The 21,107-nt window shown below is 64.5% G+C and carries 20 protein-coding genes; 15 read left to right on the top strand and 5 right to left on the bottom strand.

All coding sequences use genetic code 11. From position 1 onward, the window contains the following. Positions 1 to 13: 13 nt before the first annotated feature. Positions 14 to 964: an IS481 family transposase gene (locus AC3IQ7_RS17795; RefSeq protein WP_489206470.1), complete on the top strand. Its 951-nt coding sequence runs from the start codon at positions 14 to 16 to the stop codon at positions 962 to 964. Between the two features lie 14 nt (positions 965 to 978). On the opposite strand, the gene AC3IQ7_RS17790 is transcribed toward AC3IQ7_RS17795, so the two are convergent. Both AC3IQ7_RS17790 and AC3IQ7_RS17785 read right to left on the bottom strand, forming a co-directional pair. Beyond that, on the bottom strand, positions 979 to 1,266 hold the full coding sequence (locus tag AC3IQ7_RS17790; RefSeq protein ID WP_489206867.1) for a putative quinol monooxygenase: 288 nt from the start codon (positions 1,264 to 1,266) through the stop codon (positions 979 to 981). 93 nt (positions 1,267 to 1,359) lie between these two features. Next, positions 1,360 to 1,932: an FMN-dependent NADH-azoreductase gene (locus AC3IQ7_RS17785; RefSeq protein WP_489206866.1), complete on the bottom strand. Its 573-nt coding sequence runs from the start codon at positions 1,930 to 1,932 to the stop codon at positions 1,360 to 1,362. A gap of 162 nt (positions 1,933 to 2,094) precedes the next feature. Here AC3IQ7_RS17785 and AC3IQ7_RS17780 point away from each other — a divergent pair, with 162 nt between their 5' ends. After that, positions 2,095 to 2,490, top strand: a complete 396-nt coding sequence (locus tag AC3IQ7_RS17780; protein ID WP_489210475.1) for a winged helix-turn-helix transcriptional regulator — start codon at positions 2,095 to 2,097, stop codon at positions 2,488 to 2,490. 6 nt (positions 2,491 to 2,496) lie between these two features. Here AC3IQ7_RS17780 and AC3IQ7_RS17775 read toward each other — a convergent pair whose 3' ends face one another. Further along, positions 2,497 to 3,393, bottom strand: a complete 897-nt coding sequence (locus tag AC3IQ7_RS17775) for a LysR family transcriptional regulator (RefSeq protein ID WP_489206865.1) — start codon at positions 3,391 to 3,393, stop codon at positions 2,497 to 2,499. Positions 3,394 to 3,538: 145 nt separating this feature from the next. Here AC3IQ7_RS17775 and AC3IQ7_RS17770 point away from each other — a divergent pair, with 145 nt between their 5' ends. From AC3IQ7_RS17770 to AC3IQ7_RS17745, 6 genes are all read left to right on the top strand, one after another. Next, positions 3,539 to 4,753: a 3-hydroxybenzoate 6-monooxygenase gene (locus AC3IQ7_RS17770; RefSeq protein WP_489206864.1), complete on the top strand. Its 1,215-nt coding sequence runs from the start codon at positions 3,539 to 3,541 to the stop codon at positions 4,751 to 4,753. Beyond that, entirely contained in the window at positions 4,750 to 5,802 is a 1,053-nt protein-coding gene (gtdA, locus tag AC3IQ7_RS17765) for a gentisate 1,2-dioxygenase (RefSeq protein WP_489206863.1), read from the top strand. The genes AC3IQ7_RS17770 and gtdA overlap by 4 nt, the downstream gene beginning before the upstream one ends. A 21-nt stretch (positions 5,803 to 5,823) precedes the next feature. Beyond that, on the top strand, positions 5,824 to 6,531 hold the full coding sequence (locus tag AC3IQ7_RS17760; protein ID WP_489206862.1) for a fumarylacetoacetate hydrolase family protein: 708 nt from the start codon (positions 5,824 to 5,826) through the stop codon (positions 6,529 to 6,531). A 64-nt stretch (positions 6,532 to 6,595) separates the two neighbouring features. Beyond that, on the top strand, positions 6,596 to 7,957 hold the full coding sequence (locus AC3IQ7_RS17755) for an MFS transporter (protein ID WP_489206861.1): 1,362 nt from the start codon (positions 6,596 to 6,598) through the stop codon (positions 7,955 to 7,957). Then, positions 7,954 to 8,598: a maleylacetoacetate isomerase gene (gene maiA, locus AC3IQ7_RS17750; protein WP_099377359.1), complete on the top strand. Its 645-nt coding sequence runs from the start codon at positions 7,954 to 7,956 to the stop codon at positions 8,596 to 8,598. The genes AC3IQ7_RS17755 and maiA overlap by 4 nt, the downstream gene beginning before the upstream one ends. Positions 8,599 to 8,622: 24 nt before the next feature. Next, positions 8,623 to 9,714 (top strand): porin, encoded by a 1,092-nt coding sequence (locus AC3IQ7_RS17745; protein ID WP_489206860.1) that lies wholly within the window; start codon positions 8,623 to 8,625, stop codon positions 9,712 to 9,714. Positions 9,715 to 9,718: 4 nt separating this feature from the next. On the opposite strand, the gene AC3IQ7_RS17740 is transcribed toward AC3IQ7_RS17745, so the two are convergent. Continuing rightward, complete coding sequence (locus AC3IQ7_RS17740; RefSeq protein ID WP_489206859.1) at positions 9,719 to 10,759, bottom strand: helix-turn-helix transcriptional regulator; 1,041 nt, start codon at positions 10,757 to 10,759, stop codon at positions 9,719 to 9,721. Positions 10,760 to 10,981: 222 nt separating this feature from the next. On the opposite strand from AC3IQ7_RS17740, the gene AC3IQ7_RS17735 reads away from it, so the two are divergent. Then, on the top strand, positions 10,982 to 12,973 hold the full coding sequence (locus AC3IQ7_RS17735; RefSeq protein WP_489206858.1) for a glycoside hydrolase family 3 protein: 1,992 nt from the start codon (positions 10,982 to 10,984) through the stop codon (positions 12,971 to 12,973). A gap of 11 nt (positions 12,974 to 12,984) precedes the next feature. Here AC3IQ7_RS17735 and AC3IQ7_RS17730 read toward each other — a convergent pair whose 3' ends face one another. Further along, positions 12,985 to 14,172: a phytanoyl-CoA dioxygenase family protein gene (locus AC3IQ7_RS17730; RefSeq protein ID WP_489206857.1), complete on the bottom strand. Its 1,188-nt coding sequence runs from the start codon at positions 14,170 to 14,172 to the stop codon at positions 12,985 to 12,987. Positions 14,173 to 14,286: 114 nt separating this feature from the next. Here AC3IQ7_RS17730 and AC3IQ7_RS17725 point away from each other — a divergent pair, with 114 nt between their 5' ends. The 6 genes from AC3IQ7_RS17725 (at position 14,287) to AC3IQ7_RS17700 (ending at position 21,061) form a co-directional block, all read left to right on the top strand. Then, a complete protein-coding gene (locus AC3IQ7_RS17725) occupies positions 14,287 to 15,336 on the top strand; it encodes a LacI family DNA-binding transcriptional regulator (protein WP_489206856.1) in 1,050 nt (349 codons plus the stop codon). Between the two features lie 167 nt (positions 15,337 to 15,503). After that, complete coding sequence (gene hpaR, locus AC3IQ7_RS17720; protein WP_233516081.1) at positions 15,504 to 15,959, top strand: homoprotocatechuate degradation operon regulator HpaR; 456 nt, start codon at positions 15,504 to 15,506, stop codon at positions 15,957 to 15,959. 365 nt (positions 15,960 to 16,324) lie between these two features. Beyond that, a complete protein-coding gene (locus tag AC3IQ7_RS17715) occupies positions 16,325 to 17,491 on the top strand; it encodes a porin (protein WP_489206855.1) in 1,167 nt (388 codons plus the stop codon). Between the two features lie 28 nt (positions 17,492 to 17,519). Then, a complete protein-coding gene (locus AC3IQ7_RS17710; protein ID WP_489206854.1) occupies positions 17,520 to 18,044 on the top strand; it encodes a sugar dehydrogenase complex small subunit in 525 nt (174 codons plus the stop codon). Positions 18,045 to 18,053: 9 nt separating this feature from the next. Next, positions 18,054 to 19,664, top strand: a complete 1,611-nt coding sequence (locus tag AC3IQ7_RS17705; protein ID WP_489206853.1) for a GMC family oxidoreductase — start codon at positions 18,054 to 18,056, stop codon at positions 19,662 to 19,664. Then, on the top strand, positions 19,661 to 21,061 hold the full coding sequence (locus AC3IQ7_RS17700) for a cytochrome c (protein ID WP_322428793.1): 1,401 nt from the start codon (positions 19,661 to 19,663) through the stop codon (positions 21,059 to 21,061). Before AC3IQ7_RS17705 ends, AC3IQ7_RS17700 begins: the two co-directional genes overlap by 4 nt. Positions 21,062 to 21,107: the final 46 nt, after the last annotated feature.

The following is a 21,107-nucleotide window of genomic DNA, read 5'->3' as shown; positions in this document are numbered from 1 at the left end:
GGAAACCAACCGAATGAACATCCATAAGAATGCCCGATTAACGCTGATTCGTCGAGTCGAGATGGTCGAAGACGTACTACATCACCGCCTGCCGGTCTGCCAGGCCGCTGTCCGCTATGCCGTGAGCGAGGCGACCGTGCGCAAATGGCTGGGGCGCTTCCTTGCCGAAGATCGGGATGGTTTGATGGATCGCTCGTCGCGTCCCGCGCATAGCCCTTTGGCTCTGGACGCAGGCAAGGCGCTGACCGTTGTCGAGCTACGCAAGAAGCGCATGACGCAGGCCAGGATCGCCCAGTACCTGCAGATATCGAAGGCCACAGTTAGCCGTGTGCTGGCGCGCGCCGGCCTCTCCAAACTGAGCAATCTCGATCCCGTCGAGCCGGTGCAGCGCTACGAGCATGCAGAACCAGGCGACCTGATTCATATCGATACCAAGAAGCTCGGGCGCATTGAAACCACCGGCCATCGTGCGACGGGAGACCGGCGAGACCGTACGCGCGGCGCCGGCTGGGAAGTCTTGTTTATCGCCATTGACGACCATGCCCGCATCGCCTTCACGGAGCTCTATCCTGACGAAACCCAGGAGAATGCCAACCGATTCCTCGCCAATACCCATGCCTATTTCTGCTCACTCGGGGTGCGCCCCAAAGCGTTGTTGACCGATAACGGCTCAGCCTTTCGCTCCAAGTCATTCAAGGCCACTTGTAGCCAGATAGCATTGAAGCACCGCTTTACACGGCCCTATCGGCCACAGACCAATGGCAAGGCCGAACGCTTCATCCAGTCAGCCTTGCGCGAATGGGCTTACGGCTTTGTTTATAACAACTCACTGGAGCGGGCCAACATGCTCAAAGAATGGAACCATCACTACAACTGGCACCGGCCGCATCAGGGCATTGCTGGCAAGGCCCCAATGTCACGGCTCAGATCCGGCCAGAATAACCTCTTGCAACTTCACACCTAGCGCAGTGCCGGCCGTTACTTCAGCTTGCTCAACTCGGCCACGTCGATCTTGACGGTCTTGTCGCCCACGGCGGCCACCAGCGTCTTGAAGTGGGGCGTCGCGTAATGCGCCGTCAGCGCGTCCTGGTTGCTCCACTCTTCCAGCATGATGAAGCGCGTAGGAATCTTGTTGTCGAGGTGTAATTCGTAGCGCAGGCAGCCGCTTTCCGCGCGGCTCGGTACTACGACGACTTCCAGGGCGGCGCGCACGGCGTCGATATGGTCAGTTTGGGCATCGATGGTGGCGACGACGATCAGGGTCATGGTGGTCCTTGTGGTTGGGGTGCCAGCAGCTTAGCGCATCTGGCGCTTCCTTGCCGGCTGCGCCGCGACGGCTTGCGGCGCAGCCGGCACTCCTTACGCGGCTTGCAGCGCCCCGATCTGCTCGAAGGCCCCCGTCAACGCTTGCGCCCTGGCTGCGTCGCTGACCTTGACGCCTTCGGCGCGCACGATCTCGATCTGCGTGACGCCGAGGAAACCGAGGAAGGCGCGCAGATGGCTTTCCTGGTGTTCCAGGGCCGCCATCGGCGTGTCGGCGCCGTAATAGCCGCCGCGCGTCGAGGCGATGATCACGCGCTTGCTGCCCAATAAACCTTCGGGGCCGTTGGCGCCGTACTGGAAGGTTTTGCCGGGCACGGCCAGCGCATCGAGCCACGATTTGAGCTGGCTGGGGATGGCGAAGTTGTACATGGGCGCGCCGATGACGATGACGTCGGCGGCCAGCACTTGCTCCAGCGCGCCAGCCAGCGCCAGGCCGTCGGCGGCGCTCGGTGCTGCCGTAAATTGCGGCAATGGTTGCGCGGCCAGGTCATGATACTGGACGGTGGCGCCGGGCGCGGCCGTTTGCAGGCGGGCGACGATGGCGGCGGATAATTGGCGGCTGAGGGAATGCTCGCCGAGGATGCTCGAATCGATGTGCAGGATGTTCATGTGGGCCTTCTTGGGTGGTATGATCGGGTGGTATGCTTTTGTAACCGAGTTAAATATAGTGACTATCAAATGAACGCACAAGAAGGCACTTTTTCCACACTGGGGCACACGGATGTGACTATGGGCGATGCCGCCGCGCAAAGAGCGGAGCTGGAACGGCGCATGCGCGACGAAGGCGGCCATGCGGGCGTGGCCGCTTCCTGCCGCCCGATCACGGATATCCTCACGCGCGTGGGCGACAAATGGAGCGTGATGGTGGTGATATTGCTGGGCAATGGCACCAAGCGCTTCAACGAGATGCGCCGCCTGATCGGCGGCATCTCGCAGCGCATGCTGACGTTGACCCTGCGCGGGCTGGAGCGCGACGGCCTGGTGACGCGCACCGTGTTTCCCACCGTGCCGCCGCGCGTCGACTACGCCTTGACGGACCTGGGGCGCTCGCTATTGATCCCTATCAGCGCGCTGAGCGCCTGGGCCCATGGCCACCGCGACGCCATCGATGCGGCGCGGCTGGCGTTTGACACCCGGACGGCGAACCATTTGCTGTCCGGCGAATAAGTCACCTCAAGCCGCGCCAAACAGCTGCGCCATCGTCTGGCGCAGCCAGCGGTTCGACGCATCTTCATGGTAGCGCTCGTGCCAGTGCTGCTTGACTGAAAAGCTGGGCAGTTGTACGGGCAGGGGCAGGATGCGGAACGCTTCATGGTCCTGCATCTGCAGCGCGTAGCGGTACGGTACCGTGACGATGTACTCGGTTTCGGCGACGATGCGTGATACACCGAGGAAACTGGGCAGTTTCAGCACGATGCGCCGCTGCACGCCAGCCGCCGCCAGTACTTTTTCCACGATGGAATGGCCCGTGCCCGAGCTTTTCACTTCGATATGCCCTTCCTGCAGGAACTCTTCCACCGTCATCGTGTCGCGGATGCGCAGGTGGCTGCTGGCCACCAGGCAGACAAAGTGCTGCTCGAACAGTTTTTGCTGATAAAACCCCGATTCCAGGTGCGGCATGAAGCCCACGGCCAGGTCCACTTCGCCTCCCTCCAGGCGCTCGGGCGTGTCGGTGGCGATCTTCGACACGTCCAAGGTGATGCCGGGCCCGATCTGCTGCAGGTGGTTGAGCAGGGTGGGCAGCAGCACGATTTCACTGATGTCCGTCATGCAGATGGCAAATTCGCGCGTGCTGGCGGCCGGGTCGAACACGGGCTGGTCGGCCAGCGCATGCTGCCAGGCGGCGATCGCGGCGCGCACGTCCTGCACCGCGTTCTGCGCGCGCGGCGTCGGCTCCATGCCTTTCGAGGTGCGCGCAAACAGGCGGTCGCCGAAATGCGTGCGCAGCTTGCCCAGGCCGATGCTTACCGTCGATTGCGGCAAGCCCAGGTTTTCCGCCGCGCGCGTCACATTGCGGCTTTTATAGATCTCGTCAAAGATGAACAGCAATTCGATATCGAAGCGCGACATGGGGAGCACCATTATTTAAAAACTTGATTGTGGCTATTGTATTCCATCGCTTTACCAAATATTGACCTGTCGGCACACTGCTTGCCATACCAAGAGCACGGCAAACGTGCATCGCGCAAGCACACAGATCAATTGGAGGAAAGAAATGGAACATACCCACAAGCCGTCCGTGCTGATCGTCGGCGGCGGCATCGGCGGCATGGCCGCCGCGCTGTCCCTGTCGCGCCTGGGGCTGGCCGTCACCGTGCTGGAACAGGCGTCGGCGCTGGGCGAGATCGGCGCCGGCATCCAGCTGGCGCCCAACGCCTTCGCCGCGCTCGACGCGCTGGGCGTGGGCGAACGCACGCGTGCCAAGGCCGTGTTCACGGAGCGCCTGGTGATGATGGACGCCGTCGACGCGAGCGAGGTAGGCACCTTTGTCGTCGACGCGGCCTTCCGCGAGCGCTTCAGCAATCCCTATGCCGTGATCCACCGCGCCGACATCCACGGCGCCATCCTCGACGCCGTGCGCACTTCGCCGCTGATCACCTTTGTGACGTCGTCGCAGGTGACGGACGTGGTGGAAGGTGCGGACGGCGTCACCGTGCAGGATGCGGCGGGGCGCAGCTTCCGCGCCGATGCGCTGATTGGCTGCGACGGCGTCAAGTCCGTGATCCGCGAGCGCATCGTGGGCGACCAGGTCCGCGTTTCCGGCCATGTGGTCTACCGCGCCGTGGTGCCGGCGGCCGACATGCCGTCCGACCTGCGCTGGAACGCGCCCGTTGTCTGGGCCGGGCCGAACTGCCACCTCGTGCACTACCCGCTGCGCAATGGCGAGCAATACAACCTGGTGGTGACCTTCCACAGCCGCGAGCAGGAAGAATGGAGCGTCACGGACGGCAGCAAGGAAGAAGTGCTGTCCTACTTCGACGGCGTCCATGCGCAGCCGCGCCAGCTGCTGCACAAGCCGACATCGTGGAAACGCTGGAGCACGGCCGACCGCGACCCCGTCGCCAACTGGAGCACGAAGCGCATGACCTTGCTGGGCGACTCGGCCCACCCGATGCTGCAATACCTGGCGCAGGGCGCCTGCATGGCGCTGGAAGACGCCGTGACCCTGGGCGAAGCCGTGCGTGCATGCGACTTCGACATGGCTGCCGCCTTCCAGCTGTACCAGCGTTCGCGCATCGCCCGCACGGCGCGCGTGGTGCTGTCGGCCCGCGAGATGGGCCGGCTGTACCACGCCAAAGGCGTCGAGCGCCTGGTGCGCAATGACCTGTGGCGCGGTCGCACGCCCGCGCAATTCTATGAGGCGCTGGCCTGGCTGTATGGCTGGACGGCGCAAACCTGTCTGGCCACCACCGAGAAGGACGCAGCATGACTTCCCATCAAACGCCCGAACGCGAAGCTTTATATGCAGCCCTGAGCGGCATGCATTTGTCGCCGCTGTGGCAATCCCTGCACACCCTCGTGCCGCCTCGTCCGACGGCGCCGTATGCTCCCGCCCTGTGGCGTTATGCCGACATCGCGCCGCAGCTGGCGCGCGCCGGCGAAGTCATCACGGCCCACGAAGCCGTGCGCCGCGTGCTGGTGCTGGAAAACCCGGCCTTGCCTGGCCGCGCGTCCATCACGCAATCGCTGTACGCGGGCCTGCAGCTGATTTTGCCGGGCGAAGTGGCGCCCTCGCACCGTCACAGCCAGTCCGCGTTGCGCTTTGTGATCGAAGGGCAGGGCGCCTACACGACGGTGGCGGGTGAGCGCACCACCATGCACCCGGGTGACTTCATCATCACGCCGTCTTGGACCTGGCATGACCATGGCAACCTGGGTATCGACGGCGTCTGCGAGCCGGTGGTGTGGCTCGATGGCCTCGACATTCCCATGCTGCGCTATTTCGACTCGGGTTTCGCGGAAAACGACACGGAAGACAGCCAGACCGTCACCCGCCCGGAAGGCCAGAGCCTGGCCCGCTACGGCTACAACATGGCGCCCGTGAAGCAGTTGCACCAGGGCGCGACCTCGCCCATCTTCAACTACCCGTATGCCCGTTCGCGCGAGGCGCTGGAGCTGCTGTCGCGCACGGACGCCATCGACGACTGGCACGGCTACAAGCTGCGCTACACGAATCCGCTGACGGGCGGCTCGCCCATGCCCACCATGGCCACCTTCCTGCAGCTGCTGCCGAAAGGGTTTGCCGGCAAGCGCGCGCGCAGCACGGACGGCACCGTCTACAGCGTGGTCGAAGGCCGCGGCACGGTGACGATCGGTGCGCAGGTGTTTGACTTCGCCCCGCGCGACACCTTCGTCGTGCCGTCGTGGGCTGCTGTCTCCTTCGACTGCCCGCTGGACGACGTCGTGCTGTTCAGTTTTTCCGACCGCCCAGTGCAGCTTGCCATGGGCGTGCTGCGCGAGCAGTTTTTGACCGATTGATTTTTCACACAGGATTTCACCATGACCAACTTCATCTTCGCCCCTCAAGCCATCGCCGGCCTGCCCATCGTCGGCAGCGACAGCCAGTTTCCCGTGCGCCGCATCTACTGCGTGGGCCGCAACTACGCCGCCCATGCGCGCGAAATGGGCTTCGATCCGGACCGCGAACCGCCATTCTTCTTTTGCAAGCCGAATGACGACAAGTCCGTTGTGCCCGTGCCGCCCGGCGTGACGGCCACCGTGCCATATCCGGCGCAGACGTCGAACTACCACCATGAAATCGAACTGGTGGTCGCCATCGGCAAGGGCGGCAGCAATATCGCCCTGGAGGACGCGGCCACGCACATCTTCGGCTATGGCGTGGGCCTGGACATGACGCGGCGCGACCTGCAGATGCGCATGCGCGAACAGGGGCGGCCATGGGAAATCGGCAAGGCCTTCGACTATTCGGCGCCCATCGGCGCGCTCACGCCCATCGCGGCGTCCGGCGAGATCACCACGGGCGCCATCGTGCTGGAAGTCGACGGCAAGGTCGTGCAGACAAGCGATTTGACGCACCTGATCTGGTCCGTCAATGAAGTCATCGCCAATCTGTCGACCCTGTTCGAACTGCAGCCGGGCGACATCATCATGACGGGCACGCCCGAAGGCGTGGGCGCCGTCACCGCCGGCCAGACGATGGATGCGCGCATAGGCGGTTTGACGCCGATCACCGTCGCCGTCAAGTAAACCACCGGGCCAGCGCGGCACAGATCGCGCAGCCCAAGCGAACAATAACAACGGAGACAAGATAATGACTACCCACGCCGGCACCGACGTCCAGCACTTCCTCGACAGCCACCCGTTTTCCCGCTACCAGAAACTGATCCTCTGGCTATGCTTTCTGATCGTCGCCATCGACGGCTTCGACACGGCCTCGATCGGCTTCATCGCGCCGGCCATCCGCGCCGAGTGGGGCTTGACGCCCGCCGCGCTGGCGCCCCTGTTCGGCGCAGGGCTGTTTGGCCTGATGGCGGGGTCGTTTTTGTTCGGCCCCCTGGCCGACCGCTATGGCCGGCGTCCCGTGCTGATCGTCTCCGTGGCCTTCTTCGGCGCGGCCAGCCTGCTGTCGGCCTGGTCGACGGATCTGACCATGCTGCTGGTGCTGCGCTTCCTCACGGGGCTGGGCCTCGGCGGCGCCATGCCCACGTCGGTGACCATGACGTCCGAATACTGCCCGAAGCAGCGCCGTTCCGGCCTGGTGACCATGATGTTCTGCGGCTTTACCATCGGTTCCGCGCTGGGCGGCCTGGCGTCGGCGCAACTGCTGCACCTGATCGGCTGGCGCGGCGTGCTGATGCTGGGCGGCGCCTTGCCGCTGCTGCTGGTGCCCGTGCTGCTGCTGGCGCTGCCCGAATCGCTGCGCTGGCTGGTGCTGAAAGGCCGCGATGGCAGCCAGGTGCTGAACATCGTGCGCCGCATCGCGCCCACCCTGGCCGCCTTGCCGCGCCTCGTCGTCAGCGACAAGAAACTGGCCGGTTCGCCGATGGCGGAATTGTTCCGTCCCGGCGTGCTCGGCGGCACCTTGCTGCTGTGGTCCACGTTTTTCATGAGTTTATTGATCATCTATTTGCTGTCGAGCTGGATGCCGACCTTGCTCAACGGTAATGGCCTGTCCCTGTCGAACGCCTCGCTCGTGACGATGATGTTCCAGGTGGGCGGCACCGTCGGCGCCATCCTGCTGGGCCGCTGGATGGACCGCTACAGCCCGCATAAAGTACTGAGCATCGCCTACCTTGCCGCCGCCGGCTGCATCGTCGTCGTGGCCCTGTCGGGCAGCAGCCTGGCCTTGCTGGTGCTGGCCGTCTTTGGCGTGGGTTTTGGCGTCAGTGGTTCGCAAGTGGGCGCCAATGCGCTGGCCGCCGCGTTTTACCCGACGTCGAGCCGCGCCACGGGCGTCAGCTGGGCCGCCGCCGTGGGGCGCAGCGGCTCCGTGCTCGGCTCCATGGCCGGTGGCCTGATGCTGACCCTGAAACTCGATAACGAAACCATCTTCTTTTTGCTGGCCATTCCCGCCGTGCTGGCGTCCCTGGCCTTGCTGGCCATGGGCCGCCTGATGCGCACCCGAAATGCCGCCGGCGCCGTTCCTGTCACCCTGAAAGAAAGCACCGTATGAAATTGCATGGCTATTACCGCAGCTCCGCGTCCTACCGCGTGCGCATCGCGCTGAACCTGAAAAACCTGCATCCCGACACGGCGTATGTGCACCTGAGCCGCAATGGCGGCGAACAGTTTACGCCGGCGTTTTCCAGCCTGAACCCGCAGCACCTGCTGCCCGTGCTGGAGGACGGCGGCGCCGTGCTGACCCAATCACTGGCCATCATCGAATACCTGGACGAGACGCAGGAGGGGCAAAAACTGCTGCCGGCCGATGCCCTGGGCCGCGCCCGCGTGCGTCAGCTGGCCATGGTGTGCGCCTGCGACATCCATCCGCTCAACAACCTGCGCGTCCTCAATTACCTGACGGGACCCCTGGCCCTGTCGCAGGCGCAGAAAAACGCGTGGTACCAGCACTGGACCAATCTGGGCCTGGCCGCGCTGGAAGCGGAACTGGCAAATAGTCCCCACACGGGCCTGTTCTGCCATGGCGACACGCCCACCCTGGCCGATTGCTGCCTGGTGCCGCAGGTATACAACGCGCTGCGCTTCCAGTGCGACCTGGCGCCGTATCCCACGATACGCCGCATCGTCGCGCACTGCGAGGCGCTGCCGGCATTTCGCGAAGCGCACCCCGATGCGCAGCCAGACGCAGAATAAATAAATACAAAAACGGAGACAAGCATGAAAAAAATCAAGGCCATCACCATGGCGCTGCTGGGCGCGTGCGCCTGCAGCACCGCCTATGCGCAAGGCAGCGTCACCCTGTATGGAGTGCTCGACAGTTCGCTGGCCTACACGACGAATGCCAATGCGGCCGGCGACAGCGTCACCAAGATGCCCACTTTGACCGGTTCATTGCCGTCGCGTTTCGGCTTCAAGGGCGTGGAAGACCTGGGCGGCGGCTTGCAGGCCATCTTCGCGCTGGAATCGGGCTTCGGCGTCGATACGGGCGTTGCGGGGCAAGGCGGGAGACTGTTCGGCCGCCAGTCGTGGGTGGGCCTGAAGGGGCGCTATGGCAGCGTGATGCTGGGGCGGCAGATGAACATGTCGTTCTGGGCCACGCAAAAGTCCGACATCATGGGGCCGGCCTTGTTTTCCATCAGCAGCCTCGATCTGTACCTGCCGAACGCCCGCAGCGACAACGCCGTCGGTTACCTGGGCACGTTTTCCGACGTGACCGTGGGCGCCACCTACAGCCTGGGACGCGATGCCTCGGCGGCGGGCGGGCCGGCAGCCACGGGCTGCGCGGGCGAAGTGGCGGGCAATGCCAAGGCCTGCCGCCAGATTACCGCCTTGCTGGGCTACGACACGGGCCGCTACGGCGCCACGGCGTCGTACGACATCATGTACGGCAACGCAGGCGCGGCCAACGGCCTCACGTCGAGCCGCAACTTCGACCGCCGCGTGATTGCCAGCGCCTATGCCATGTTTGATCAACTGAAAATCGGCGGCGGCATCATCGACCGCACCATCCGAGCCGCCGGGGGGGCCGTCGACTCGCAACTGCTGTATGTGGGCGCCGCCTGGCCGCTCGCGCCAGCGCTGGTGCTTGACGGCCAGGTGGCCAAACTGGCCGTGAAGGACAGCCCGAACGATGCCACCCTGGCCACCGCGCGCCTGACCTATCACCTGTCCAAGCGCACGGCCATCTACGGCGCCATCGGCCGCATGGACAACGTTGGCGCGGCGGCCGTGGCGCTGGACGCGGGCGGCACGGTGGGTGCGGGGCGCACGCAGAATGGCGTGATGGCGGGCGTGCGCCATTTCTTCTGACGTCCTATGAGCTGCCTTGCATGTCGTGCCGGTAGCGCGCCGGCGGCAGCTCGAACTGGGTCTTGAAGAAGCGGGTGAACGCGCTTTGCGAGGAAAAGCCCAGGCGTTCGCCGATTTCCACCACGCTCAGGCTCGTTTCGCGCAGCAAACGGCGCGATTCGCGGCTCTTGGCGCGCAGTTCCAGCGCGCGGAACGAGGTCTGCTCCTGCTGTAATTGACGTTGCAAGGTCCAGCGGTTCATCGCCAGGCCGTCGCACAGGGCCGGCAGCAGCGAGGCGCTGTCGGCGTCGCCCGCGCCTTGCCGGCCCAGCAGATCGATGATGGCTTGCTCCACGCGGGCCGAAAACAGCTGCGCGCCCTGCAACTGCTGCAATTGCCCTTGCGCGTGCCGCAGCGCGTGCGGCGCCAGCATGGCGTTGAACTGGGCGAAAGGCCGGTCCAGCGCCGGTGCGTCAAACGTCAAGGTATTGCGCGCCTGGCTAAAAATGGCGGTGGCGCCGAAGCACTCGGAAATGGCCGACGCGAACCACGGCGCCTTGCCCTGGAAGCCGGCATGGAAGGCGGTGGGCGCGCCATCGTCGTAGGCGCGCGCCACCAGCGACAGCATGCGGAAATTGGCCAGCGCCTGCATGGCGCCGCCTAGCGAACAGAATTCGGACAGGTATTCGATCTCGATGCGCGTGCCATTTTCACTCATCAGCATGAAGTCGAATTCGCCGATCAGGCCCCGCAAGTGCAGCAGCTCGTGCAGCGCGCTGCGCAGGGTGGGGCGGTTGAAGCAGACGTGGGCGATGCCCGAGTAATGCGCGAACCAGTGCGTCACGTCGAGGTCGAGAATCGCCCGGTGCTGCGGCAGTTGCTGCGCATAAGCCGTCATGCGGCGGTGACGCTCGGCGTTGATGCGCCCGCCAGGCTCGTTCAGCTGCGCCGGCGTGATGCCGGTCTGCCGGAAGAAGTCGGCGGGGTCGTGCCCATCGGCTTGCATGGCGCGCGCGCATTGCTGCGCAATCCGGTTCGAAACCGTGCGCGTATCGGGTTTGTGCAAGGGTGTCTCCTGCTTGTTGTAGTAATTTTTCACAAATATTAGCACTTTGTAGGAGATTGTTGGTTGTCATGCCGTCTAACCAAAAATTGTTCTCGCGGGTATAAAACGCGTGCTGTGCGGTCAAGAAACTCACGCATTCTCACGCTATATTGATTTCGGGCTGGCCCTGATGCCACCCGGATACCTACAAAAACAGTCTTGGAGATAATGATGAATTGCACTATGAAACCGATGGCCCGCATGGTCGCCGGCTGCGTCGCCACGCTTGCCCTGGCCGCCTGCGGCAATAACGGCAGCGAGCAATACACGCAGCCCGTGTTTGGCGCCACCACCTACAGCCAGATCCAGGTCGACGGCTATACCTTCAAGGACATGAACCGCAACGGCAAGATCGACCCGTATGAAGACTGGCGCCTGCCAGCCGAAGCGCGTGCCGACGATTTGTTGTCCCGCATGAGCCTTGATGAAAAAGCGGGCCTGATGATGCACGGCACGGCGCCCACCGTGTCCGACCCTTCCGGCATCGGCCAGGGCGGCGCATACGACTTGACGGCGCTGCAAGACCTGATCGTCAAGCAGTATGTCAACACCTTCATCACGCGCATGGCGGGCGACGCGGCCAATATGGCGGCGCAGTACAACAAGGTGCAAGCCCTGAGCGAAACGTCGCGCCACGGCATTCCCGTGTCCATCAGCACGGACCCGCGCCACCATTTCCAGTACACGGTGGGCGCCAGCGCCGGCACCAAAGGTTTCTCGCAGTGGCCTGAAACCCTGGGCCTGGCCGCCATCGGCGACGATGCGCTGGTGCGCCGCTTCGGCGACATCGCGCGCCAGGAGTACCTGGCCGTCGGCATCACGCAGGCACTGTCGCCGCAGGCGGATCTGGCCACCGAGCCGCGCTGGTCGCGCATCAACGGCACCTTTGGCGAAGATGCGGACCTGGCCAAGCGCATGGTGCAGCACTATATCGAGGGCTTCCAGGATGGGAACACGGGCCTGCATGACGGCAGCGTGGTAGCCGTCGTCAAGCACTGGGTCGGCTACGGCGCCACGAAAGAGGGCTTCGATGGCCACAATTACTATGGCCGCTACATGACTTACCCGGGCAACAACTTCGCCTACCACGTGAAGCCGTTCGAAGGCGCGTTCACGGCCAAGGCGGCCTCCGTCATGCCGACCTACGCTCTGCCGGACGGCAATATCACCATCGACGGCATCACCTTGGAACAGGTGGCGGCCGGCTTCAGCAAGACCATGCTGACGGATCTGCTGCGCGGAAAATACGGCTTCGAGGGCGTGATCCTGTCCGACTGGGGCATCACGTCCGACTGCGACGCCAACTGCCGCAACGGCACGGCGCCCGGCGTCGCGCCTTCCTTCATGGGCTTCGGCACGCCGTGGGGCATGGAAGACGCCACCAAGGCCGAGCGTTATGTGAAAGCTGTGACGGCGGGGATGGACCAGTTTGGCGGCGTGACGGAAGCGCCCTACCTGACGCAAGCCGTGCAGCGGGGCCAGCTGACGGAAGCGCGCATCAATGCGTCGGCGCGGCGCATCCTGATCCAGAAATTCAAGCAGGGCCTGTTCGAGCATCCGTTCGTCGATGCGGCCAAGGCGGCAGCCACGGTGGGCAAGGCGGACTTCGTCGAGGCTGGCCTGGACGCGCAGCGCCGCTCGCTGGTCCTGCTGGAAAACAAGGACAAGGTCTTGCCGCTGGCGGCCACCGTCAAGAAGGTCTACCTGTACGGCATCGATGCGGCCGTGGCCAAGCAGTATGGCTACACGGTGGTCGCCACGCCGCAGGAAGCGGACGTTGCCCTGCTGCGCGTGGCCGCGCCGTATGAAATCCTGCATCCGAACTACATCTTCGGCAGCATGCAGCACGAAGGGCGCCTGAACTATGTCGATGGCGACGCCGACTACGAGGCGATCAAGAACGCGGCGAAGTTCGCGCCGAAGACGGTGGTGACGGTCTACCTGGACCGCCCGGCCATCCTCGGCAACGTGCAGGACAAGGCCAGCGCCATCCTCGCCAACTTCGGCGTGAGCGACGGCGCGCTGTTCGATGTCCTGACGGGCAAGGCCAAGCCGCAAGGCAAGCTGCCGTTCGAACTGCCTTCGTCGATGGCCGAAGTGCAGGTGCAGAAATCGGACGTGCCGTATGACACGGCCCATCCGCTGTACAAGTTCGGCTACGGGCTGGCGTACTAAAACGCTGCTGTTCAGGCTTGCTGGCGCCAGGCTTGGCTGTCGAGCGCGTCGAGGAAGCGCGCGGCGGGCCAGTCCTGCGCCAGCGCTTCGTGCATGAGCTGCTGCTGCGTGGGCGGCGCCATGCCGCCGATCGGTTGATCACGATCAAGGTTGCTGGGGAAGGCATAGCCTTCTGCGCAGGCGGCAATCGCGTGAACAATCCCATCGGCGGACAGGGTTTCCTCTGCCCGCAAGGCCTGCAGGGCCGGATACAGCGCGGCGCTCATGGCGCGGCGGTCCAGCGCTTCCATGGCGCGACCGAACGGCGACGACACCTGCAGCAGGTTCGCCATGCGGCGGATGTCGGGCGAGCGGTTATGGCCCGCCGCATGGAACAGGGCGGGGTTGAAGAACACGGCGTCGCCTTGTGACAGCGGCAGCTGCACGCAATGCCGGGCAAAATAGTCGCGGAAAGGCCGCTGCTGCCAGGCGAGGAAACCGGCCTGGTAGCGCTGCGAATAGGGCAGGTACAGGGTGGGGCCGGATGCCAGCGGCATGTCGCAGTGGGCGACGGCGCCCTGCAAGGTCAGGAGGGCCGACATCTGGTGCACGGGCGCGGGATAGGCGGCGCAGCTGGCGGCGCTCTGGAAGCCCAGGTGATAGTCGCGGTGCGGCGCCTGTGCGGCACCGCCCGGGTTGACGACGTTCACCTGCGCCGTCATCTGGTAGGCGGGACCGAGCCACGCCTCGGCGATCCAGGCCAGGACGGGATTGCTGTAGTAGCGCGCGAACGCTTCGGGTGCGCGCAGACACAGTTTTTGCTGGGCGTTCCAGATGCGGTCATTCGCGCCCGGTTTGGCGAAATGGTCGCCGCCCGCCTGGCCGCTGGCATGTTGCTCGGCGATCAGCGCACGAAACACGCCGCTGACCTGTTCCAGCGTCGCCGTGTCGTCGACGGCGCGCTGGAGCACGATGACGCCGGGACCGTCCATCAGCGCCTTGCCCCATTCGGCCTGCAGCGCGCGCAGCGATGCCGCGCTGGCGGCCAGCGCCCGTACCTGGTCGCAGTCGTAGACGAGGATATTTGCATCGACCGACGCGGCGTGGGGATAGTCGGCCAGCGCCGTGTCTTGGCTGACGGTGCGGATGAACTCATCGAGCTGGCAGTCTTGCTGCGACAGCCAGAAGGGCGCGGACGGCGCGGCGTCTTGGGTGATCATGCGGTGTCTCCGTTGTTTAAGTTGTAGAATCAGTATAGGGATGAAACTCCACATTTTTCATCAGGAAATCCATCAAAAAACCATCAATAAACGATCAATTACCATGGACATGGCATGACGCATCCGTTTCCCGTCAAGGTCGTGGCGCTGCAGGCCGGCGTCAGCGTGGCCACCGTCGACCGCGTGATCAAGCAGCGCGGGGGCGTGCATGCCAACACCGTGCGCCGCGTGATGCAGGCGCTCGATGAACTGGCGCGGCAAAGCACGCAAATGGGCCTGTCCGGCAGAAAATTCATGCTCGACGTGCTGATGGTGGCGCCGCGCCGCTTTACGGACGCCGTACGTGCAGCGCTGGAGGCGGAGCTGCCGTCCTTGCATCCGGCCGTGCTGCGCTCGCGCTTTCACCTGCATGAAACCCTGGAGGTGAATGGCATCGTCGAGCAGCTCGAACGCATCCGCAAGAACGGCAGCCACGGCGTGCTGCTGAAAGCGCCGGACTTGCCGCCCGTGGCCGAGGCGGTGAACCGGCTGGCGGCGGCCGGCATTCCCGTGGTGACTCTGGTGACGGATTTGCCCGCTTCCGCGCGCCGCAGCTATGTGGGCATGGATAACCGCGCCGCCGGCGAGACTGCCGCCTGCCTGATCGGCCAGTGGCTGGGGGCGGGCAAGCGGCCAAGGAAACAGCATGTGCTGGTCACCCTGAGCAGCAACCGCTTTCACGGCGAGGAAGAGCGCGAGATCGGCTTTCGCCGCGCGCTGCGCGAAAGGCACCGCCATTTATCCATCGTCGAAGTGAGCGAAGGCCACGGCATCGATGGCGCCACGGGCGCGCTGGTGCGGCAAGCCCTGGCCGGGCATGCGGACATCGCCGCCGTGTATTCGATCGGCGGCGGCAATGCCGCCATCGTGCGGGCATTCGCGCAGGCGGACCGGCCTTGCCAGGTCTTCATCGGCCACGACCTGGACGCGGACAACGTGGCACTGCTCAAGTCGGGCGCCATCCATGCCGTGCTGCACCATGACCTGGGCCAGGACATGCGCCGCGCCTGCCAAGAGGTGCTGCGGGCGCAGGGCGCGCTGCCGGCCCTGGCGCAGCCGGCGCCCTTGTCCTCCATCCAGGTGGTCACGCCGTGGAATCTGCCCGCGTTGAATTACCTGACTTGATTGCCGTTTTCTCCGCTCGAATTGATGGTGAGCCGCGACCTCTGTTACGGCGCGCTGATAGCGGCGGAAGGACGGACGTAGCGAAAAATACATCGTTGCCAGCCTGCCGTTTGCACTGGGCGGGCCGTATAATGACCTTCATTTGCCGGCCATCCAGGGAGTTCCGCTTGCAGCTACCGATCCGTTATCCGAACATGCCGCAACTGCTGCTGAAGGCCCGCGACAGCCTGCTCCAGCATTTCCGCCCCATCCTCAATCACTTCGGCGTGACGGAGCAGCAGTGGCGCATCATGCGCGCGCTGAATGAAAGCCCGACCCTGGAACCGCGCGAGCTGTGCGAGATCTGCCAGATATCGAGTCCCAGCATGAGCGGCATCCTGGCGCGCATGGAAGAAATCGGCTTGATCGGGCGCAGCAAGTTCGAAGGCGACCAGCGCCGCCGCAAGGTGCACCTGTCGGAAGCGGGCGCCAGTCTGCTGATGCAGATGGGTAAACTGATCGACCTGCAGTATGCCCACCTGGAAGCGGCTTACGGCAAGCAGGTGTTCGAAGACATGCGCCGCACCCTGGAAGCCTTCATTGCCCTCGAAACTTTGCCAGTGGCGCCCGCCATCCTGCGCTGAACTTCCCAGTTCCCCCGTTTTTCTGTCTGCCTGGACATCCACAGGGCGCGTGTTTTCCGACACGCGCAGCCGCTGCTTTCCCCATATCTGTTCCGCGCATTTCCGCACGTTGCGGGGCGTGCGGCCGCACGCCTGCCGATTTTGCTATAAGACACAAGAAAGTTTTGCTATAAGACTACGCCTTACAGTCAATTACTTACATGTGAGTAAATAAGCGTATAATTTGCTCCACTTGATTCAAATCAAGAAGAACAGCGGACGCCCCACTCGTGGGAGGGGGGAGCACTGCGGCGCCACGCCTGTATGTCGCCATCACGGCGGCAATACTTGTTGGACGTACAATAAAACAGGAAAATCAGGAAAAAATGAACATTACACGCATGCGCGCTGCGGCGCTGGCCGTCTCCACGCTCATCGGCGCAAACGTTTGCGCCCAAAGCAATGTCACGATTTACGGCGTGGTCGACGCGGCCATGGCGTACACGAGCAACCAGGGCGGCAATTCGAACACCTACATGCGCAGCGGCAGCTTGTCCGCCAGCAAGATCGGTTTCCAGGGCGTGGAAGACTTGGGCGGCGACCTGAAGGCGCTGTTCCTGCTGGAAAACGGTTTTGAAAGCGACACGGGCGCCATGAGTTCCGCCGGCACCCTGTTCAACCGCCAGGCTTACGTGGGTTTGCAATCGTCAGCCTACGGCAGCGTGACGGCCGGGCGCCAGTACACGCCGTACTACCTGCTGGTGGGTTCTTTGGCGTCGAGCAACGTCTTGACGGGAGCCACCGGTGCCCACCCGGGCGATATCGACGGCCTCGATACGACCGTGCGCATCAGCAATTCCGTCACCTACAGCATGCCCGCCTGGCGCGGCCTGCAGGCCAGCGCCCAATACGGCTTCGGCGAAGCGGCCGACGGCAATGCCGTGGGCAGCAGCTTCAGCGCCGCCGTCAAATACAGCACTGCGCCGGCCGAATTTGCGCTTGGCTACCTGAAACTGAAAAACGGACAGAATGGCGCCGGCTGGAGCGACAGCGCATCGGGCAGCTTCGGCATCTCTGCCCTCAACCGTGGCTACGCTTCGGCGGACAGCATCGCGTTCATCGCCGCCAGCGCGCGCTACACCATGGGCAAGTGGATGGTGGGCGCCAACGCCAGCAACGTGCAATACCAGGCGGGCAGCCGCTCGGCCTTCCGCGACACGGCCATCTTCAACACGGCCGGCCTGATCTCGAGCTACCAGCTGACGCCGCAATGGTTCCTGTCCGCCGGCTATAGCGACACCTTCGCCAGCCACGCCAACGGCGTGTCGGACCGCGCGCGCTACCGCCAGCTGTCGTTCGAACAGAATTATGCGCTGTCCAAGCGCACGGCGATCTACCTGATCGAAGCGCGCCAGCTGGCGCGCGGCCAGACCCTGGGCCAGGGCGGCGCCATCGTCAACGCCGTCGCTTCGGTCGGCGATTCGCAAAACGGCACGCCGTCGTCGAACGGCGGGCAGACGGTGGTCATGGTCGGTCTCAAGCATTCTTTCTGAACGGTTGCTGAACTCACGGGAGCTTCAATTGGACGCTACACATCACAAGGAGGGCCGCGGCCCTCTGAATCCCGGCCGCCGCATGGTGCTGGCCGGTTTGCTGTCGGCGTCGGCCGCGGCGCTGATTCCCTGGGCGCTGGCCGCACCGGTCGCCAATGCGGAGCAGGGCGCCTTCCTCGGCGTGTCGGCCATGCTGGTCGGGCGCCAGGTGCTCGACCCCGTGCTGGCCAGGCGCCTGTATGACGCACTGGTGGCGCAGGACGCCGCCTTCCCGGCGAAGGTGCGCGCGCTGCTGGCGCTGATCAACGCGCAGGGCTTGCAGGCGGTCGGCCTGCAGGAAGCGCTCGACGGGCTCGATCCGGCCCAGTCGCCGCTGGCGGCCTTGCCGCGCCAGATCGCCAGCGCCTGGTACCTGGGCATCGTCGGCACGGGCGAGGCGGCCGTCTGCGTCGCCTACGAGCAGGCGCTGAACGCTGCCGTCGTGGCCGACGTGCTCAAGCCTCCCACGTATTCCTACGGCGCCTACGGCAGCTGGGCCAGAAAACCAATTTAAGGAGCCATCATGGCTGAAGAACTCTCCGCCGATTACCTCGTGATCGGCTCCGGCATCATCGGTTCCCTGGCCGCGCGCAAGCTCGCGCTGGCGGGTGCCTCGGTGCTGATCCTGGAAGCGGGGCCGCGCGTGTCGCGCGGCGAAATCGTCGCCCGTTTCCGCAACACGACGCGCCGCAGCGACTGGATGTCGCCGTATCCGTCGGTGGCCACGGCGCCGCACCCGATCTACCAGCCGACCGATAACGGCCACCTGGTGCAGGCCGGCCCGTATCCGTACCCGGCCGAATACATCCGCCAGTTCGGCGGCACCTCGTGGCACTGGGCCGCGCAGGCGTGGCGCAATGTGCCGAACGATTTCCGCATCCATACCCTGTATGGCGTGGGCGTCGACTGGCCGATCAGCTATGCAGATCTGGAACCGTTCTACCAGGAAGCGGAAGAAATCATGGGCGTCTCGGGTGCCGACAATACGGGTTCGCCGCGCAAGCAGGCCTTCCCGATGGACCCCGTGACGGAGCCGTACGCCATGCGCCGCGTTCGCGAACGCCTCGACCCGTCGTTCAAGGTCGTCGGCAACACGGTGGCGCGCAACAGCGTCAGCTACGATGGCCGCCCGGCCTGCTGCGGCAACAACAGCTGCCAGCCGATCTGCCCTATCGACGCGCAATACCACGGCGGCATCGCCGCGCAGCAGGCGGAAGACGCGGGCGTCAAGATCGTCTGCAACGCCAACGTCTACAAGCTGGAACACGATGCGCAGGGCCGCATCACGGCCGCCCTGTACTACGACGTGGACAAAAACAGCCACCGGGTCACGGCCAAGACTTTTATTCTGGCGGCCAACGGCATCGAAAGCCCCCGTTTGCTGCTCGTTTCCGCCTCGGACACATATCCGAACGGCCTGGCCAACAGCAGCGACATGGTGGGCCGCAACCTGATGGACCACCCGAGCACGTCGATCACCTTCGACGCCGATGAAGACCTGTGGCTGGGCCGGGGCCCGCAAAGCCCCAATTCCATCAACACCATGCGCGATGGCGACTTCCGCAGCCAGCATTCGCCGTACCGCCTGGATTTCACGAACATTTCGAGAGTCGATGGCGCCACCAGGGAACTGATCGGCAAGGGCGTGTTTGGCGAAGAGTTCGAACAGCAGCTGCGTTTCCGCTCGGCCCGTGAAATGAGCCTGAAAAACGTGCTGGAAGTGCTGCCGAACCCGGAAAACCGCATTGCCCTCAGCAGTGAAAAGGATGCCATGGGCATCCCCAAGCCGCAGGCGCATTATGCGATCGATGAGTACACCAAGCGTGGCCACGAGCGTTCGAAGCAGGATTTCGAGCAGATCGCCAAGCTGATGGGCGGCACCAACCTGCGTCACAGCAAGGAAGGCGTGTTCGCCAACAACCAGCACATCTGCGGCACCCTGTCGATGGGTTCCGACCCGGCCAAGGCCGTGTGCGACCAGTGGGGCCGCACGTTTGATCATGCCAACCTGTTCCTGTGCAGCACCGGCGTGCTGCCCACGTCCGGCACCTGCAATTCGACGGAAAACGGCCTGGCCGTGGCGCTGCGCACCGTCAAGCACATCCTCGATGAACAGCAGGGAGGAACGGCATGATGGCGGCCTACCGACTGGCGGCGGGTGCCGCCTTGCTATCCCTTGCGGCCTTGCCGGTGCTGGCGGCGCAAGCGCCGGGCGCGGACGTGCAGTCGATCGAACGTGGCCGCTACCTGGCCACGGCGGGCGACTGCATCGCCTGCCATAGCGTACCTGGCGGCAAACCGATGGCGGGCGGCCTGGCCCTGGCCACGCCATTGGGGGCCATTGTCGCCACCAACATCACGCCGTCGACAACGCATGGCATCGGCAACTACACGCTCAAGCAGTTTTCCGACGCCGTGCGCCATGGCGTGCGGGCCGATGGCGCGCACCTGTATCCGGCCATGCCCTACACGGCCTACGCCAAGGTGACGGATGACGATACGGCCGCCCTGTACGCCTACTTCATGCATGGCGTGGCGGCGGTGGACACGGCGCCGGCGCAAACGACGGACTTGCCGTTCCCGTTCAACATCCGCCTGTCGATGGCGGGCTGGAATCTGCTCTTCCTCGACAAGAAGCCCTTCGTGGCCGATGCGTCGAAAAGCATGGAGTGGAACCGCGGCGCCTACCTGGCACAAGGCCTGGCCCACTGCACCACGTGCCACACGCCGCGCAATGCGCTGATGGCCGAGCAACTGTCGAAGGAGCTGGGCGGGGCCGACCTGGGCACTTGGTACGCGCCGAACATCACGTCGGACGCCAACAGCGGAGTGGGCGGCTGGAGCCAGCAGGAACTGGCCGGCTACCTGCGCACGGGCCGCGCGGCCAACAAGGCGCAGGCGGCCGGACCGATGGCCGAAGCCATCGACCATAGCCTGAAGCACCTGAGCGATGCGGACTTGAACGCCATCGCGCACTACATCAAGAGCGTGCCCGCCATCCGCGACAAGGCGGACGTGAAGCCTGTGACGCAATGGGGCCAGGCGGGCGACGAGTTGAGCAGCATACGCGGCGTGCCGCTGCCGCAAAATCTGAACAGGATGTCGGGCGCGCAGCTGTACGATGCGCAGTGCGCCAGCTGCCACCAGGCCAGGGGCGAGGGCAGTTTCGACGGCAGCTTGCCGCCGCTGTTCCACAACTCGGTGACGGGCCGCAGCAACAGCAACAACCTGGTGATGGCGATCCTCGATGGCGTCGAGCGGCAGGATGGCAGGGGTGCCCATGCGGGTCATTTGATGCCTGCCTTCCGCCAGACCCTGTCGGACGAGCAGATCGTCACCTTGGGCAATTACGTGCTGAAGATGTACGGCAATCCCGCCATCAAGGTGACGGCGGAACAGGTGACGACCTTGCGCAATGGCGGCGCGCCGTCAAACCTGATCGGCCTGGCCCGCGCGGGCATCATCGTCGGCGTGCTGGTGTTGCTGGCCTTGCTGGTATGGTGGCGGGGACGGCGGCGCAAGCCGGTGTAAGCGTGAATTGATCGCATAAGCTGGGGCCAGGCCGCAAAGTCTGGCC

The sequence above is a fragment of the Janthinobacterium sp. GL_088 genome (assembly GCF_057837845.1).
The sequence above is the reverse complement of the archived record's forward strand: the minus strand, read 5'-3'. Positions and strand labels throughout refer to the sequence as shown.